At 59.0% G+C, this 14,310-nt stretch carries 14 protein-coding genes; 6 read left to right on the top strand and 8 right to left on the bottom strand.

The genetic code is table 11. The features are described from left to right. Nucleotides 1–33 precede the first annotated feature (33 nt). A complete protein-coding gene (locus QFX07_RS00370; RefSeq protein WP_279754441.1) occupies nt 34–1,638 on the bottom strand; it encodes an anthranilate synthase component I family protein in 1,605 nt (534 codons plus the stop codon). A gap of 27 nt (nt 1,639–1,665) precedes the next feature. After that, nucleotides 1,666–1,998 (bottom strand): rhodanese-like domain-containing protein, encoded by a 333-nt coding sequence (locus QFX07_RS00365; protein ID WP_279754440.1) that lies wholly within the window; start codon nt 1,996–1,998, stop codon nt 1,666–1,668. A gap of 233 nt (nt 1,999–2,231) precedes the next feature. Between QFX07_RS00365 and QFX07_RS00360 the strand changes: the two genes are divergently transcribed. The 5 genes from QFX07_RS00360 to QFX07_RS00340 all read left to right on the top strand — a co-directional run bounded on the left by QFX07_RS00360 (nt 2,232) and on the right by QFX07_RS00340 (nt 7,858). Further along, complete coding sequence (locus QFX07_RS00360; RefSeq protein ID WP_279741897.1) at nt 2,232–3,692, top strand: peptide MFS transporter; 1,461 nt, start codon at nt 2,232–2,234, stop codon at nt 3,690–3,692. A gap of 272 nt (nt 3,693–3,964) precedes the next feature. After that, entirely contained in the window at nt 3,965–4,381 is a 417-nt protein-coding gene (locus QFX07_RS00355; protein ID WP_279754439.1) for a hypothetical protein, read from the top strand. Nucleotides 4,382–4,629: 248 nt separating this feature from the next. After that, nucleotides 4,630–5,154 (top strand): DUF4242 domain-containing protein, encoded by a 525-nt coding sequence (locus tag QFX07_RS00350; RefSeq protein WP_279754438.1) that lies wholly within the window; start codon nt 4,630–4,632, stop codon nt 5,152–5,154. A 30-nt stretch (nt 5,155–5,184) separates the two neighbouring features. Further along, a complete protein-coding gene (locus tag QFX07_RS00345) occupies nt 5,185–6,270 on the top strand; it encodes an acyl-CoA/acyl-ACP dehydrogenase (protein WP_279754437.1) in 1,086 nt (361 codons plus the stop codon). Nucleotides 6,271–6,526: 256 nt separating this feature from the next. Continuing rightward, nucleotides 6,527–7,858: a uracil-xanthine permease family protein gene (locus QFX07_RS00340; protein ID WP_279754436.1), complete on the top strand. Its 1,332-nt coding sequence runs from the start codon at nt 6,527–6,529 to the stop codon at nt 7,856–7,858. A gap of 298 nt (nt 7,859–8,156) precedes the next feature. On the opposite strand, the gene QFX07_RS00335 is transcribed toward QFX07_RS00340, so the two are convergent. The 3 genes from QFX07_RS00335 to QFX07_RS00325 form a co-directional block, all read right to left on the bottom strand. Beyond that, nucleotides 8,157–8,969 carry an HAD family hydrolase gene (locus QFX07_RS00335; RefSeq protein WP_279741902.1) on the bottom strand — a complete coding sequence of 271 codons (813 nt, stop codon included), beginning with the start codon at nt 8,967–8,969 and terminating at the stop codon, nt 8,157–8,159. 85 nt (nt 8,970–9,054) lie between these two features. Continuing rightward, nucleotides 9,055–9,600 (bottom strand): YbhB/YbcL family Raf kinase inhibitor-like protein, encoded by a 546-nt coding sequence (locus QFX07_RS00330; protein ID WP_279754562.1) that lies wholly within the window; start codon nt 9,598–9,600, stop codon nt 9,055–9,057. 83 nt (nt 9,601–9,683) lie between these two features. Next, nucleotides 9,684–10,619, bottom strand: coding sequence for a PfkB family carbohydrate kinase (locus QFX07_RS00325; RefSeq protein ID WP_279754435.1), 936 nt, complete (start codon nt 10,617–10,619; stop codon nt 9,684–9,686). A gap of 289 nt (nt 10,620–10,908) precedes the next feature. On the opposite strand from QFX07_RS00325, the gene QFX07_RS00320 reads away from it, so the two are divergent. Continuing rightward, nucleotides 10,909–12,345 (top strand): glyceraldehyde-3-phosphate dehydrogenase, encoded by a 1,437-nt coding sequence (locus QFX07_RS00320; RefSeq protein WP_279754434.1) that lies wholly within the window; start codon nt 10,909–10,911, stop codon nt 12,343–12,345. Nucleotides 12,346–12,577: 232 nt separating this feature from the next. Here the strand turns inward: QFX07_RS00320 and QFX07_RS00315 are convergent, their stop codons facing one another. From QFX07_RS00315 to QFX07_RS00305, 3 genes are all read right to left on the bottom strand, one after another. Further along, the gene (locus QFX07_RS00315; RefSeq protein WP_279754433.1) at nt 12,578–13,003 is read right to left on the bottom strand and encodes a putative glycoside hydrolase; all 426 of its coding nucleotides are present in this window, start codon (nt 13,001–13,003) and stop codon (nt 12,578–12,580) included. A 258-nt stretch (nt 13,004–13,261) separates the two neighbouring features. Next, nucleotides 13,262–13,411 carry a hypothetical protein gene (locus QFX07_RS00310; protein ID WP_279754432.1) on the bottom strand — a complete coding sequence of 50 codons (150 nt, stop codon included), beginning with the start codon at nt 13,409–13,411 and terminating at the stop codon, nt 13,262–13,264. Between the two features lie 6 nt (nt 13,412–13,417). Next, complete coding sequence (locus tag QFX07_RS00305; protein ID WP_279754431.1) at nt 13,418–14,002, bottom strand: hypothetical protein; 585 nt, start codon at nt 14,000–14,002, stop codon at nt 13,418–13,420. Nucleotides 14,003–14,310 lie beyond the last annotated feature (308 nt).

The raw sequence follows: 14,310 nt of genomic DNA, 5'->3' as shown, positions 1-14,310 counted from the left end.
GCAGGCTATTCCCTGCACTATTCCAGCGCTAGGTTATTCCACCACGCGACCCACCGACGGCGGCAACGCAGCACGCAACTTCGTCAGCATCTCCTCATACTCGGCGGTCGGGTCGGAATCAGCTACGATAGCGCCACCGGCGGCAAGAGTCACTGCGCCGTCATCGTGCGCCACGAGCGTGCGAATCACAATCGACAGGTTCGCCGAACCATCCACCGACACAAAACCCAGAGCACCCGAATACACGCCGCGAGCGCGACTCTCCAAACCCTCAATAATCTGCATGGTCGAGGGCTTCGGGGCACCCGTCATCGAACCACCCGGGAAGCACGCCTGCGCGGCAGCCACCGTGCTCACACCCTCACGCAGACGCGAGCTGACCGTAGACACCAGCTGATGCACCGTCGAATAGCTCTCCACACCCATGAGCACCGGTACGCGCATGGACGCCGGGTCAGATACCGTGGACAGGTCATTACGCAGTAAATCCACAATCATGAGGTTCTCGGCGCGGGTCTTCTCATCGGTACGCAACCAAGCTGCAGCAGCCTCGTCTTCCTCCGGAGTGGCGCCACGAGCAATCGTGCCCTTAATCGGTTTCGTCTGGGCGTTACGCTGCTCATCCACGCTCAAAAAACGCTCCGGCGAAGAAGAAAGCACCGAAAAATCACCGCACCGCAGATACGCCGCATACGGCGCCGAATTGTGGGCGCGCTGGCGGCGGTACAGCTCAAAGAAAAGCTCCGGGCTCGGATTCTGGATGCGCGCATTCGTCTGCGCGGTCAGGCACACCTCGTAGCTGTTACCCTCGTAGATTTCGTGCTGACTAGCGCGAACGGCGTCCATGTAGGCTTCTGCGGCGGGTGCCGGGAAGAGCAGCAGCTCGGCGAGCTCAGGGGCACTATCAGGGGCGTTGTCAGGAGTATTTTCGGAGGCGCGCTCCCCCGCCGTATTCAGCGCCGCGCTCAGTACCGGAGTCAGCACCTCGCTCAGCAACCGCTCCGCCGCCTCACACCACAACTCATCGCCCACCAGCCAGCTACGCGCCGCAGCCCCCGGGCGGGCATGCTCATGCACCAGGTAGCGGACCGCTGGCAACCACAGAGAATCCGGGGTCGGCGCCTCATGCGCCGGCAGGTAGCCGGGCACCGGGTGGTCGTGCTCCATGCCCATAGCGGCACGCGCCTCATAGCCGAAATAGCCCACGTAACCGCCACGCAAACCCGCGGGCAGGCCGGTTGCCGCCGCGGTATCCGGGTGCACACGCGGGGCGCAGGCGAGCGCCGCCTCCAGCTGGGCGAAGGGGTCTTCCCCGCCAGACTCAGCCGCCGCACGCGCCGAATCCACGCGCAGGGGCGACAGTTGCGCCGGGATCACACCCACATACGAGGCGACCGACATGGGCGACTCCTCGCGCGCCGAATCCAGCCAGAAGGAATACTCGGCGCCACCGGTCAGCAGCGGGTATGCCTCCTCGCAGTTCACCGCGAAAGGCAGCGGGCGCACGGCAAGCTCCCGCGTCTGCGCATCCCACGGGGTGCTCTGCAGAATACTCGGCAGGGCATGCGGGGACGCAGAAGCGGGAGCGTTCGGGGTAGAAAAAATACGGTCCGCGGAATTTTCAGTCACGGACTCCATTGTATGGCGTGCAGGCGAACTAGCGGTTTAGTGAACGACTGCGGGTGCTTCACCGTTTTCACTGGTCATCGGCAGGCCGGCAGCGAACCACGCACTGGTGCCGCCTGCAATGTTGTGTGCGGCGTAGCCGTGTTCGCGCAGGAAGGTTGCCGCACGGTTCGAACGGCCACCACCGTGGCAGATAACGTAGAAGTCTTCGCCGGGTGCGGGCAGTTCTGCTAGACGCTCGGTGAGGGTACCGAGGGTGATATGCTTAGCGCCGGTCGCATGGCCCCCCTCCCATTCGTAGTCTTCACGCACGTCGATGATGGTTGCGCCTGCGGGAACGTCGCGGGGGTCAACCTGGGGTACAGCGGTCATGGGGTTCTCCTTTGAATTGAACTAGGATGAGCCGGTCGGCACGGCGGGGTGCCGGGTGGGCATAGTTGTGGTTCCACTCTAGCGCTTTGGGGGTGCGTGATGCATCTAGCCCGGTATGTGGGGGCGTGAGATTCGGACGTGGTGCATACGTATGCACCTATAAGGATATAGAATTAAACACATATTGCCCGGGTCACACAGAACCCTGGGCTTTCAGAGAAAAGATTTCCAACATGTCTCACACCACCACAGGTGCCGAACCCAAGGAAACCAAGACCTTCTTCGGCCACCCACGCATGCTCGCAAACCTGTTCACCGTAGAAATGTGGGAGCGCTTCTCCTTCTACGGCATGCAGGGCATCATGATCTACTACCTGTACTACACCGCCGACAAGGGTGGCCTGGGCCTCGACCAGGCCCTCGCCACCGGCGTTATCGGCGCGTACGGCGCAGTCGTGTACCTCATGACAATTCTTGGCGGCATCCTCGGTGACCGTCTCCTCGGCCCCGAGCGTACCCTCTTCTATTCCGCCATCGGCATCATGGCGGGTCACATCTCCCTCTCCCTCATCCCCGGAATTCCGGGTGTGGTGATTGGTCTGCTGCTGGTCGCTATCGGCTCCGGCGGTTTGAAGAGTAACGCCGCCGTGCTGGTCGGCTCCCTCTACGCGGACAACGACCACCGCCGCGACGCAGGCTTCACCATCTTCTACATCGGTGTGAACACCGGTGCACTGATCGGCCCAATCCTGACCGGTTGGGGCTGGACCACCGGCGGTTTCCACCTCGGCTTTGGCCTGGCTGCTATCGGTATGGCTGCAGGCCTGATTCAGTACTCACTGACCCGCAAGAACCTGCCCGCCTCCGTGCACGAGATTGCCACCCCCTTCACCAGCGCTCAGAAGCGTAACTTCTTCCTGGCACTGGTCGGTATCATGGTCGTTCTCGGTATTCTGCTGGCAACCGGCCTGATGACCGCAGGCAACCTCAAGAACTGGGTCATGGGCTTCATCTTCATCGGCGCTATCGCCCTGTTTGCTCAACTGCTGAGCGCTAAGGACGTCACCTCTGATGAGCGTTCCCGCGTCACCGCATTCATTCCCCTGTGGATTGCTAACTCTGTGTTCTGGGCACTGTACCAACAGCAGTTCACCGTGATGGCTGTGTACTCGGATGAGCGTCTTAACTGGAACATTCTGGGCATGGAGCTGAGCCCGAACCTGGTCAACTCCATCAACCCGATCTTCATCATTATCTTCGGCATGATGTTCTCCACCCTGTGGACCAAGTGGGGTGAACGTCAGCCGGTGACCACCGTGAAATTCTCCGCAGCGCTAATTATTATTGGCCTGGCGTTCTGGATCTTCCTCGCTCAGGCGGGCGTTCAGAGCGTGAACGTCGGCTGGATTGTACTGATTCTATTCGTCTGCACCATCGCTGAGCTGATTATTTCCCCGGTGGGTATTTCGCTGGCGACCAAGCTCGCACCGAAGGCGCACCGCGTGAACATGATGGCGCTGTACTATACCTCCGTGGCAATGGGCACCGTGCTGTCGGGTTGGCTGGCTCAGTTCTACAGCATGGAAACTGAGGTTCCCTACTTCACGTGGATGGGTATTATCACCATCGCGACCGGTGTGCTGCTGTTCCTGGTGCACAAGCCGGTTCAGAAGATGATGCGCGGCGTGAAGTAGCCACACGGTTGCTTGCCTACACCGCCAACTCACTGCTTCGGGCAGCGTGAGCGTTTATAGGCATAGGGCCCCGAATCCTTGAATTACCAAGGGTTCGGGGCCCCTACTGTACACGCCGGGGTACATGCCCCAGCATATACACCGGTACCCGGAGCCTAGGAATGTTTGGGGGAGGTTCAGGAGGGCGGGTTTAGGGGCGTTCGGGACGTTTTCCTTAATGAGACATTCCGCGCTGATTTTCTTATTAGGCGCCTTAATATGAAAATCAAAGTGTGTTGCACGATACCAAAGGGTACATTCAGGCGCTCACCGACTACCGTTCAGGCGATGCCGGGCCCATCATCGAGCTCTTCATCGACGCCACACAGAAGGCAATTATCAACGCAGAAATCCTAGCGCAAGACGTTGAAACCCTACGCGGTGAGGTACTGTCCATTGCCCAGCCTAAAACCCCTCTCCTGCGTTCCCTCACCGACCTGTGCTGTACCGAGCCCGACTTCACCGCACGCATGGTGGAGGAACACACGCAGGGGTTCCGAGCTAGTGCGTATCGCCTTCTCAACCGCATGGTGGAGTTACAGATTTTGCGTGAAGAACGCGTCAAAATTCAGGGGCAAAAAGTGTGGACTGTCCCCGCTCTCAACCGCGCCCTTGACGATTTTGCGGCACGAGCGGGACGGCGCGGATAGATGCGCCATTGGGCACGATAACCCGCGCGAAAATTCTACAGCTGTAGGCGCGTTCCAAGGCACGAAACTGTGACGATTTATGTCTCCGCATGAACACGCATGACGAACATTAGAGTCAAATAAGGACGCATTAAGCCACGAACCGAAATCTATTAGACAGTCCTCAACCACAGGTCTAAGGTGATTCCATAACGAACCGGAAGACCCCTTCCGGGACGATCCTTCAACCCTTAGCCGAGGAGAACATCATGGCACTTTACCTGGTAGAACTGACCCCCGCCCAGCCGTCCAAGGACGAAGCAACCGCACTCATCGAGACCATTAACTCATCCCTGAGCCACGGCGCCGAGCTCATCGAAACCCAGGTCTCCGCAGACCACAAGATCGTCTTCGTCATCGTCGAAGCTGAGAACACCGCATTCGGCCCCGACCTCGCCGCAGCCATCGGTGAGCGCGCAACCGTCGCAGGCCCCGACGCAGTCCGCCTGGTCGGCGCAGAGCTCGAAGACATCAAGAAGCTCAAGAAGGATGCAGACTACCTGGTTGAGTGGGACATCCCCGCAGAGATTACTATGGAACAGTACCTGACCCGCAAGAAGGCAAACGCGCCCAAGTACGCTGAAGTACCCGAGGTTTCCTTCCTGCGCACCTACGTTCGCGAAGACACTGCAAAGTGCCTCTGCTTCTACGACGCACCCGACGAAGAAGCTGTTGTTCGCGCCCGTAAGGCCGTCAGCACCCCCATTGACCGACTGTTCAAGCTGCACGCATAGACGTGATACTCCCCGATTAGGAGAAACCCCATGTCCGAGTTCACTCTCGAACCCCTCCACGACTACCCCCAGCGCGAGCAGGTGCTCGCCCTCGCCCGAACCCACGCAGATGCTGTTGACCGCGGCGAGCGTTCCCCCTTCGAAAACCTGCGCGAAATCGCCAAAGACGGCCTGATTACCCTGGGTCGCGACGGCGGTTCCCTGGTCCCCCAGGTTTCGGTGGCTTTCGACCTTGCCACCGAGGACGCCTCCACGGCATTCTCCCTGTGGGCTCACCGCTCCACCATCGCGTTCTTTGACGCTGTGGGTCGCAAGCTTCCCGCCGGCCTGGCGGATGCGACCGTCAGCGGCACTACCGCCATGGCGGCAGCGTACAAGGAGGCTTCGGGCCTGGCACCAATCAAGGTGGAGGGCACTCTTGTTGAGGGTGGCGTAAAGCTGAACGGTTCCGTGTCGTGGGCATCGAACCTGTACCCGGGCGGTGTGATTGTTCTTCCGGTGGCTGTGCAGAACGCCCCGGAGAGCCACCCGGATCGCTACATTGTGACGGTTCGCCAGGACGTTGAGGGCTTGAGCATTGACTACCACCGCAATCTGTTGGCATTGAACGGCACCGAGTCTGGCACCCTGAAGTTTGAGGACGTTTTCGTTCCGAGCGAGGACATTCTGAGCGATAACATTGAGGCGTTCCTGCACGATGTGACTGCACCGTTCCTGTTGGTTCAGTCGTCGTTCTGCCTGGGTCTTGCCGCTGGTGCCCTACAGGAGGCCGCTAAGCATCTGGACGTCTCCCAGGGTGTGTTCCGTCCTGAGTTCCCACTGATTCTGGCGGAGTACCAGAGCCTGCGTGAGGAGCTGGTTCGCCTGGCGTCTGAGCCGGAGCGTGCTGAGCGTCGTGACCTGCTGAGTTTGCGTTTGGGTGTTTCGCACTTTGCAACCATTGCTACTCACTTTGAGCTGCAGGTTGTTGGAGGCGCCGGTTACGTGGCTGGTTCCCCGACTGCTCGTCGCCTGCGTGAGGCGTCGTTCCTGCCGGTTCAGTCCCCGACTGAAGGCCACCTGCGATATGAGTTGGCGCGTTATGATCACTTGGAGAATCTGCGTGATGCTCTCTAAGCTAATGAGCTCCGTGTAGCGAGTGTTTTTATTCACTTTCTGCATCAATACCCCGTATATCCTTTGAATTGCATATACGGGGTATTGATGCATTATGGGCTATATACGGGATATGGGCCCACGATAAAAGAATACTATGCCCCAATTAACGTATCCCTGCTCATATTTATAGGCGTTTAGCTGTGACCTACACCTGTATACGCGTAGAATTATGTGGAATTTTATACACCACCATATTCATCTCAGGAGCTCCCTTTTGAGCATCTCTAAACTTCTCGGCTTTGACTGGTCAATCCACAGCGACGGCCGCACCGTAAAGCCTGGTTCCGTCGTAGCACCGAGCGAGCGCCTCGCCTGGCCGATTACCATCGGCATTGGCGCACAGCACGTGGTTGCAATGTTCGGCGCGACCTTCCTCGTTCCGCTGCTGACCGGCTTCCCGCCGGCAACCACCCTATTCTTCTCGGGTGTCGGCACGGTCTTGTTCCTGCTCATTACTCGCGGACGCGTCCCCTCGTACCTGGGTTCTTCCTTCGCGTTTATTGCACCCCTGGCCGCTGCGAGCTCCTCGCACGGCCCCGCGGGTTCGCTCGGCGGCATCGTCATGGCGGGTATCGCCCTGTTCCTCGTCGGTCTGATTGTTCAGTTCGCTGGCACCGGCTGGCTGACCAAGCTCATGCCCCCGGTCGTCACCGGTTCGATTGTGGCACTGATTGGCTTCAACCTGGCGCCCAGCGCTAAAGACAACTTCATGAAGGCACCGATTACCGCGCTGGTAACCCTGTGCTCTATTGTGCTAATTTCGGTACTGTTCAAGGGCATCATTGGTCGTCTGTCTATCCTGCTAGGCGTCATTATCGGATACATCACCGCGGTAATTCGCGGCGAGGTGGACTTCTCCACCATTCACAAGACCGTTGAGGCTCAGGGCATCATTGGTCTGCCGCACTTTCAGACTCCCGAGTTCCACTGGGAGCTCGCTGGTCTGTTCATCCCCGTGATTCTGGTGCTTGTGGCTGAGAACATTGGCCATGTGAAGTCCGTTGCGTTAATGACCGACACCAACCTGGACGACTACTCCGGCCGCGCCCTCATGGCGGACGGCCTGGCAACCACCATCGCCGGTTTCGGTGGCGGTTCGGGTACCACCACCTACGCTGAGAACATCGGCGTGATGGCAGCGACTAAAGTGTACTCCACCGCGGCGTACTGGGTGGCAGCTATCTTCGCGATTGGCCTATCCATGTTCCCCGCGTTCGGTGCTGCTATTGCGACCGTCCCGGCAGGTGTTCTGGGTGGTGCCGCAACCGTTCTGTACGGCATGATCGGTATGCTCGGTGTTCGTATTTGGAGCGAGAACCGTGTTGATTTCTCAAACCAGATCAACCTGACCACCGCTGCTGTGGCACTGATTGTTGGTATTGCGGATTACACCTGGACCTTCGGTGAGCTGTCCTTCGCCGGTATTGCTCTGGGTACCGCTGCGACCCTAATTATCTTCCACCTGATGACCTTCATCGCGAAGTACACGAAGGCTACTGGCGACCCGCTGGAGCCTTATGACCCGTCGAAGTCTGAAGGACACTAGGTTTTAGCCCCTCACGCTTGCGCCCGTTGGAGTAATGCTCCTGAGGCGCAGGGTGTAAAAAGCGGTCCGGATGGATTAGATTCCATCCGGGCCGCTTTTTACGTCTTCTGGGTATTACACACAACTGCCACCCTGCTTAGACACAAAACAGATGTAAATCAGACACAAAAATTTGAGTCTAGACATAAATTTTTATGTCTAGACTCAAATTTTTTATGTGTAGACATAAAAGTTTATGTCTGAGTTATATCTGCAAGGGCCACACAGCCGCTAGCGCTGGATGACTAGTGCTAGGCGACTAGGACCGTTCGGCGAGCATCGCCTCAATCGTCTGCGCCACACCATCCTCGTGGAAGGGCGGGCAGGTACGCCCCACCTTCGCGATGAGTGCCGGCTGACCCGAGGCCATAGCAAAGCCCTCCCCCGCCCAGCAGAGCATCTCCGCGTCATTCGGCATGTCGCCAAATGCCATCACCTCGTGCGCCTCAATGCCGTGGCGTGCCGCGAACTTCTCCAAAATCCGTCCCTTATTCACGGTCTTAGAGCCCATCTCAACGAGCGGTTCACCGACCACCCCGCGGGTAACTGCGACCAGCGAACCTACCGCCTGATGCACGCGCGCTTGCAGGATATCGGGGTCCATGCCGGGCACACGGATCAGATACTTGATCACCGGGGTTGAGCCGATTCGTTCCAGGGAATCAGCAATACTCGACTCAATAACGCGGGCACCCTCAAGCACCTCACCACTGTCGTGCGGCCCCTGAATATAGACGGTGTCTACGGTTTCCAGGGTGTAGGTGGCATCGGGGAATATGGGTTCTAGGAGTTCGTGGGTGCGGGCAATCACCGCGGGATCTGCGCCGTTGATCTCTTCTACCTCATTCGCGCCCAGGTGATACACCACGGCACCGTTAGAGCAGATGGCGTAGGAGTCAAAGTCGGTCTGCTCGCGTAGGGGTGTGAGCCAGCGGCTTGGGCGGCCAGTCACGAAGACGATGTTGATCCCGGCGGCGCGGGCAGCCTCAAGGGCGCGCAGGGTGCGCGGGCGGAACCGGAAATCGTGCCCGATGAGGGTGCCGTCCAGGTCGCTGGCGATGAGTTTAATCATGCAGTGTTTGCCTTCAGTCGTGGGGTGTATCGGTACGGGATAAAGCGCGGAGCTCGTTAGACTGCGCCAGCGAGCCGGTATGCCGCTATGCCGCCGGTTCCGCGTAGGTGACGGTCAGAAATGCGCGACCCAGACCGTGGCCGAGCAGGTTAAAGTTCACGACGGCGGGGCTGGCGTTCTCATCAATGTCGAGCTTCTCCACATCCACGGCGGTGACGCAGAAGATGTAGCGGTGCGGGCCGTGACCAGCCGGAGGGGCAGCACCCAGGAAGCCCGCCACGCCGGCGTCATTGCGGTGCATCAGAGCGCCGGCGGGTGCATCCGCGCCAGTGTCAATGCTGGTCACGTTGGCGGGAATGTTGGAGATAGTCCAGTGCCAGAAGCCGCTGGGAACCGGCGCATCCGGGTCAAAGCAGGTCAGTACGAAGGATTTGGTACCCTCGGGGAAGCCGCTCCAGGACAGCTGCGGGGAGCGATCCTGACCCCCTGCCACGCCGAAGAGGGCGGAGCACATCCATTCAGGGGCGGTGCCGCCGTCCTGAATGTCGGTGGAGGTCAGGGTGAATTCGGGTAGTTCGGGCAAGCCCGCGTAGGGTTCGCGGGGCAGGGGTGCGGTGCCAAGGTTGCTCATCATGCTCCTCAATGGTGGGGTGCGGGTGGGTATGGCGACGCCGGCGGACAGAGTGAGCTATCCACCGGCGAGGCATAGATTATTTAGCCGTTGAGTACGGCGTCGAGTTCTTCGCGGGTAGGCGGATTAGCGCCCGCGCGGGAAACGGTGATGCCGGCTGCGGTTGCAGAGAAACGCAGCAGGTCGGCGATGTCTTCGGCGGTCAGTGCGGCTACCTTGGTGCGCGCCTCAGCGCCGGCGATACCGCGGTCGAGTAGAGCCGCAATGAGCGCCGCCATGAGGGAGTCGCCGGCACCGACGGTGTCCGCAACCTCAACGCGGTGTGCGGGCTGGCTAACGCCCTCAGGGTACTTCTTGGTGAAGGCGATGGGGCCGTCCTCGCCGCGGGTGATGACCATCAGCTCGGCGCCGAGGTCAAGCCATGCGCGTGCGCTGTCGTCGAGAGAACGGTCCGGGTAGAGCCACTGCAGGTCCTCGTCAGAGGCCTTGACGACGCTGGAGAGGGACACGAACTTTTCAGCCCAGGCGCGGCCCTCATCAACGTTGTGGATGAGGGTGGGGCGGCAGTTCGGGTCGTAGCTGAGCAGGGCACTGTCGCGGGCGGCTTCGAAGGCTACGGCGACCACGTGCGCGCCGGGTTCGAGCATGGCGGCGATGGAGCCGGTGTGCACTGCATCGGAGGTGTGTGCCAGTTCGGTGAGCTTCTCGGCGATGGAGTCGAGGGACCAGGTGATGTCGAATTCGTACTCTGCGGCACCGTCGGCCCCAATGGTTGCCTGGGCAATGGAAGTACGTTCGGCAGTCGGTTCGAAGGGCTGGGTCACCCGCGATGCCTGCAGGTGTGCATTGATGCTTTCACCGTAGGCGTCGGGGCCGTAGTGGCCGACGAAGTTGGTAGAGTGGCCGAGGCGGCGTGTGCCGACGGCTACGTTCATGGGCGATCCGCCGGGGTAGGTGCGGGTTTCTCCGTCGTACTGGTGGACGACATCTACGAGTGCTTCACCGATTACAGTCAACATGGTTCCAATTTTACCTATGTTTTCCCGTGTCGTGGGGTGTGTTTTTGTGGGTATTTAAAGTGGTTTTACTTTTCCTTTTGAGGGCTTGTGTTGGCTTGCCGGGCGGGTGCAGGAACTGACTTCTACCTCTTCTGACTTTTAGCCCCAATATCGCTAATTTTGAGGCTCTGGAGGGGTTCGCACGGGTTAGACTTAAACCGACGCCGGGTCTTTAACGCCCGGCACGGTATTGACGCGACAGCACCGTCGCGCCTACCCTCCAACGACGAAGTTAGGAAGAAGGTCATACGTGACGACTGCAACCGCTACCTGGGTTAACCGTGAGGCTACCGCAGAGGAACTGATCCCTCTCATCGGTAAGCTGCACCGTGAGAACGGCGTGGTGCTGAGCATTCACGGCCGTAGCCTGGTCAACAAGTCTGTCATTGAGCTGCTGAAGCTGCACGATTTTGTATCTCACATTGATGGTGCACCTCTGAACCCCGCACACTCCCTGGAGCTGGTGCGTGCTCTGGCTGAGCTGAACCTGGGTGCATGCTCGATTAACATTGCTGCTCTGCACAAGGCTCACCATGAGGCTGGCTCCCCCGAGCTGTCCATGTGGCTGTCCGAGCAGCTGGGTTCCTCCGTGAACCACCAGGGCAACCAGCCCAAGGAGCAGGACGTTGTGCTGTACGGCTTCGGTCGTATTGGTCGCCTGCTGGCTCGTATTCTGCTGGAGCGTTCCTCCTCGCCACTGGGTTCTGGTCTGAACCTGCGCGCTGTTGTGGTGCGTAAGAACGGCGATCAGGACCTGGTCAAACGTGCATCCCTGCTGGAGCGCGACTCGGTTCACGGCCCCTTCAAGGGCGTTATTGAGGTAGACGAAGAGAACAGCACCATCATCGCTAACGGTGTTCCGGTTCGCTTCATTTACTCCTCTGACCCGACCACCGTTAACTACACCGAGTACGGCATCAACGACGCTCTACTGGTGGACAACACCGGCCGCTGGCGCGACGTTCCGGGCCTTGAGCAGCACCTGAACTGCCCCGGCATTTCTCGTGTTCTGCTGACCGCTCCCGGTAAGGGCGACATGAAGAACATTGTGTTCGGTGTCAATGACAGCGTCATCACTGATGAGGACAAGATCCTCTCCGCAGCATCCTGCACCACCAACGCAATCACTCCGGCGCTGAAGGTTCTGGATGACGCATACGGTGTGGAGCGCGGCCACGTTGAGACCGTTCACGCGTTCACCAACGATCAGAACCTGATCGATAACTTCCACAAGGGTGACCGCCGCGGTCGCTCCGCTGTGCTGAACATGGTCATCACCGAGACCGGTGCTGCAAAGGCTGTTTCTAAGGCTCTGCCGCAGTTGGAAGGCAAGCTGACCGGTAACGCTATCCGCGTTCCCACCCCGGACGTCTCCATGGCAATCCTGAACGTGAAGCTGACCAAGCCCGCAGGTTCCGCTGAGGAACTGAACGAGCTGTTCCGCCGCGAATCCATCGACGGCGAGCTGCGCCGCCAGGTGGGCTACTCGGATTCCCCCGAGGCTGTTTCCACCGACTTCGTGGGTTCCCGCACCGCAGGTGTTGTGGACTCGCTGGCTACCGTGGTGACCGATGACTCCGCAATTGTCTACGTCTGGTACGACAACGAGTTCGGTTACTCCTGCCAGGTGATTCGCGTTCTGGAGCGTATGGGCGGCTACGACGTCCCCTCCTACCCCGCTAAGTAAGCTATCCCAGCTCATCTAGCACACATATAACAAACCCACCGGTACATATAGCCAATTGGCTATATTGCCGGTGGGTTTGTATATGAGGTTATATACGCAAATGCGCGGTGTCGCGCAGAGGCTCCGAAGAGATATGCGAGCGGTAAATTACGCTTTATGGCGGTACACCACCCCCTGATGCGCCCGCAACGTGAAGCTCGAGGGTACCGGGTGGTTTGCCGCATCCACCAGATTAGAGGGAACCTTCAGGGTCACATCCTTCGAGCTGGTATTCAGGGCAGCCCAACCGCGAGTAAAGGCACGGGTATGAGCGGTCTTCTGAGCGATAATAAGGAACGCCCTGAATGGGCAGGTTCAGGCCGTAGTAGTCGTTCTTCACGTCGTTATCAGCCATGACCCCGTCAAAGGGTGAGTTACGTATTTCGCGCACCACAGCGTCCACCCAGTGCCAACGGTAGTCGGCGTTCCACACCTGCAGCTGGAAGTACTTAGGGTAGCCCTTCCACTCGATACGGTCGCCATTGAGGCGGTGGGCGAAGAAATCCTTACCGGAATTCGCCATTGACTGCGCCAGCGGGTAAGACACATCCAAAGAATAGATTGGGCCGGGCTCATAAGAGCGTGTGGAGGACAGGCACTTATACGCCAGCACCACCATTTGAGGTGCACGCTTCTTCAGGTAGCGTGCCGCATCCAGTTCCCAGGGATACAGGATTGCGACAGAGTAGTTCTTGACCGCAAAATCGAGCTGCTGCTGGGTAATGGGCTTACCGCCGTAGCGGACCCATGCCCAAACTTGCCGGGTCCGCCCATACGGGTAAGTTTATTTGCCATCGTACTCCAGGTCGAATTCAGGGGCGCGAGGAGACAGCTTACCCAGCTCGCGGTAGATCGTGTTGTAGCGGTCCATGACCAGTCACAGCTGGCAGAAGCTGACAATACGGTCGTAGGCGATCCCACAGTAACGTTCGTAGATGCTGGGCTCCTCCATGAGGGGGCGCAGCACCGCGAGGGAGCGAATCAGGTCAGTCAGGCCCTTAATGGGCACCACGCGGGCAATAAACACGAAACGTCACACGTGGCCACGACCCTCAGAGAGGATGTGGGCACGCGCTGCCTGGCGGGCGTAATAGGCTTCCGTCACGGACTCGATGAGCATACCGCTGGGCAGGATGACTGCGCAGTCCTTCTCGCCCTCATTCATTTGGTCGATGGGCGCACCAATACCGTGTGCCTCTTCCAGAGCCTTAGGGTACAGGTAGGTTGCCATATCGGCGCTGGGGTAGCAGAAGCGTCCCATTTTCAACGAACCAACCAACGGCAGCAAGAACCAGATGATGCGGTTCTTCACAAGGTTCAGGATGACCAGCAGCTGTGCGAACGCAATGTTGAGAACGCCCAGGATGAAGAAGTCACCGAATGCAGTCGGGACCCAGTGGAGGACGAGGGCGAACGGTACGGCAAAAAGCAGTACCAGCAGCATGGTCATGAAGAAGAGGTAGAGCCAGTTGGGAATGAACGCGGTCATGTCCTGGAACTGCGGTTCGGACATGCGTGCGCGTACAGCACGTGCTTCAGCGCACTTGAGCCGGTGCTGAAGGATTTCAGCGTGAATACGCAGGCCTTCGCAGGCGCCCGCAATCTTCTTGTGCTCCATCTGGATAGCACGGTAAAGGGGCAGGCAGGCCGCCTGACTGAGCTAAGGAACGGTAATGGACGCTGCCAGAATCACCTGGATTAGGGGTATACCATCGAGGTTGTACCGGTAAATGGTCGGGGTGACCGCGGGGAAGACGGTGGTCAGCAGTGCGACCGGAGAGACATAAAGCAGAAAGTTAATTGAGTAGGCGCCATGCGCTGTTACTTTTTTTCCTCAGTACCGGGCTGGTGGACAATCTTGCAGACTTTCAGTCGATAATCGTAAAGATTAGGGGCAGTGTGTTTTTGGTTGGTAGCACCGCATCA

This window comes from Rothia similimucilaginosa (assembly GCF_029850985.2).
GTDB lineage: Bacteria > Actinomycetota > Actinomycetes > Actinomycetales > Micrococcaceae > Rothia.
The sequence above is the reverse complement of the archived record's forward strand: the minus strand, read 5'-3'. Positions and strand labels throughout refer to the sequence as shown.

Coding starts and splice junctions, on each gene's coding strand:
- QFX07_RS00370 (WP_279754441.1), bottom strand. CDS start 1,638: ATGGAGTCCGTGACTGAAAATTCCGCGGACCGTATTTTTTCTACCCCG.
- QFX07_RS00365 (WP_279754440.1), bottom strand. CDS start 1,998: ATGACCGCTGTACCCCAGGTTGACCCCCGCGACGTTCCCGCAGGCGCA.
- QFX07_RS00360 (WP_279741897.1), top strand. CDS start 2,232: ATGTCTCACACCACCACAGGTGCCGAACCCAAGGAAACCAAGACCTTC.
- QFX07_RS00350 (WP_279754438.1), top strand. CDS start 4,630: ATGGCACTTTACCTGGTAGAACTGACCCCCGCCCAGCCGTCCAAGGAC.
- QFX07_RS00345 (WP_279754437.1), top strand. CDS start 5,185: ATGTCCGAGTTCACTCTCGAACCCCTCCACGACTACCCCCAGCGCGAG.
- QFX07_RS00335 (WP_279741902.1), bottom strand. CDS start 8,969: ATGATTAAACTCATCGCCAGCGACCTGGACGGCACCCTCATCGGGCAC.
- QFX07_RS00330 (WP_279754562.1), bottom strand. CDS start 9,600: ATGAGCAACCTTGGCACCGCACCCCTGCCCCGCGAACCCTACGCGGGC.
- QFX07_RS00325 (WP_279754435.1), bottom strand. CDS start 10,619: ATGTTGACTGTAATCGGTGAAGCACTCGTAGATGTCGTCCACCAGTAC.
- QFX07_RS00315 (WP_279754433.1), bottom strand. CDS start 13,003: ATGGTGGTGCTGGCGTATAAGTGCCTGTCCTCCACACGCTCTTATGAG.
- QFX07_RS00305 (WP_279754431.1), bottom strand. CDS start 14,002: ATGGAGCACAAGAAGATTGCGGGCGCCTGCGAAGGCCTGCGTATTCAC.